This is a genomic window from Rahnella sp. NRRL B-41462, from assembly GCF_003263525.1.
GTDB lineage: Bacteria > Pseudomonadota > Gammaproteobacteria > Enterobacterales > Enterobacteriaceae > Rahnella > Rahnella aceris.
The window spans coordinates 1-1,942 of the sequence record NZ_JYDF01000105.1 but is presented as its reverse complement, the minus strand read 5'-3'; the positions used below and the strand labels follow the sequence as shown (position 1 = coordinate 1,942).

Here is a 1,942-nt window from a genome sequence, read left to right as displayed (position 1 = left end):
GCTCTTTAACAATTTATCAGACAATCTGTGTGGGCACTCACAAGACGATATCAGCCACCTCGGTGGCAAAAAATATCAAGTCTTAGAGTGACCAAGCAGTAATTCATTTAGTTGAATTATTACGAAGTAATCTCTGAGCACCGCTTCACTTGTTGAAGCAAATCGAACTTTTAATTGAAGAGTTTGATCATGGCTCAGATTGAACGCTGGCGGCAGGCCTAACACATGCAAGTCGAGCGGCAGCGGAAAGTAGCTTGCTACTTTGCCGGCGAGCGGCGGACGGGTGAGTAATGTCTGGGAAACTGCCTGATGGAGGGGGATAACTACTGGAAACGGTAGCTAATACCGCATGACCTCGAAAGAGCAAAGTGGGGGATCTTCGGACCTCACGCCATCGGATGTGCCCAGATGGGATTAGCTAGTAGGTGAGGTAATGGCTCACCTAGGCGACGATCCCTAGCTGGTCTGAGAGGATGACCAGCCACACTGGAACTGAGACACGGTCCAGACTCCTACGGGAGGCAGCAGTGGGGAATATTGCACAATGGGCGCAAGCCTGATGCAGCCATGCCGCGTGTGTGAAGAAGGCCTTAGGGTTGTAAAGCACTTTCAGCGAGGAGGAAGGCATCATACTTAATACGTGTGGTGATTGACGTTACTCGCAGAAGAAGCACCGGCTAACTCCGTGCCAGCAGCCGCGGTAATACGGAGGGTGCAAGCGTTAATCGGAATTACTGGGCGTAAAGCGCACGCAGGCGGTTTGTTAAGTCAGATGTGAAATCCCCGCGCTTAACGTGGGAACTGCATTTGAAACTGGCAAGCTAGAGTCTTGTAGAGGGGGGTAGAATTCCAGGTGTAGCGGTGAAATGCGTAGAGATCTGGAGGAATACCGGTGGCGAAGGCGGCCCCCTGGACAAAGACTGACGCTCAGGTGCGAAAGCGTGGGGAGCAAACAGGATTAGATACCCTGGTAGTCCACGCTGTAAACGATGTCGACTTGGAGGTTGTGCCCTTGAGGCGTGGCTTCCGGAGCTAACGCGTTAAGTCGACCGCCTGGGGAGTACGGCCGCAAGGTTAAAACTCAAATGAATTGACGGGGGCCCGCACAAGCGGTGGAGCATGTGGTTTAATTCGATGCAACGCGAAGAACCTTACCTACTCTTGACATCCACGGAATTCGCCAGAGATGGCTTAGTGCCTTCGGGAACCGTGAGACAGGTGCTGCATGGCTGTCGTCAGCTCGTGTTGTGAAATGTTGGGTTAAGTCCCGCAACGAGCGCAACCCTTATCCTTTGTTGCCAGCACGTAATGGTGGGAACTCAAAGGAGACTGCCGGTGATAAACCGGAGGAAGGTGGGGATGACGTCAAGTCATCATGGCCCTTACGAGTAGGGCTACACACGTGCTACAATGGCATATACAAAGAGAAGCGAACTCGCGAGAGCAAGCGGACCTCATAAAGTATGTCGTAGTCCGGATTGGAGTCTGCAACTCGACTCCATGAAGTCGGAATCGCTAGTAATCGTAGATCAGAATGCTACGGTGAATACGTTCCCGGGCCTTGTACACACCGCCCGTCACACCATGGGAGTGGGTTGCAAAAGAAGTAGGTAGCTTAACCTTCGGGAGGGCGCTTACCACTTTGTGATTCATGACTGGGGTGAAGTCGTAACAAGGTAACCGTAGGGGAACCTGCGGTTGGATCACCTCCTTACCTCAAGATACGCATTGTGCAGAAAAAGTCAAAAGGAATTTACATTGTTTGTCTAAATCAAAATAAGAATGTATTTTCTAAATAAGTAAAATAATGGATTTTAGGAAACATTGATATGGTTTATATGAGTAGTATGAGCAATTTTTAAAAGTATGTTTAATAGCGTATTTATTGAAAATCATTTTTCAGAAGGAAGAGATCATGATGACAAGGAATGAAGACTGGCAC

1 rRNA gene is annotated in these 1,942 nt (G+C 49.4%); it reads left to right on the top strand.

Features of this window, described 5'->3' with window-relative positions:
• Window positions 1-171 precede the first annotated feature (171 nt).
• Window positions 172-1,714: ribosomal RNA gene (locus UC14_RS22050) — 16S ribosomal RNA — on the top strand.
• Window positions 1,715-1,942: the final 228 nt, after the last annotated feature.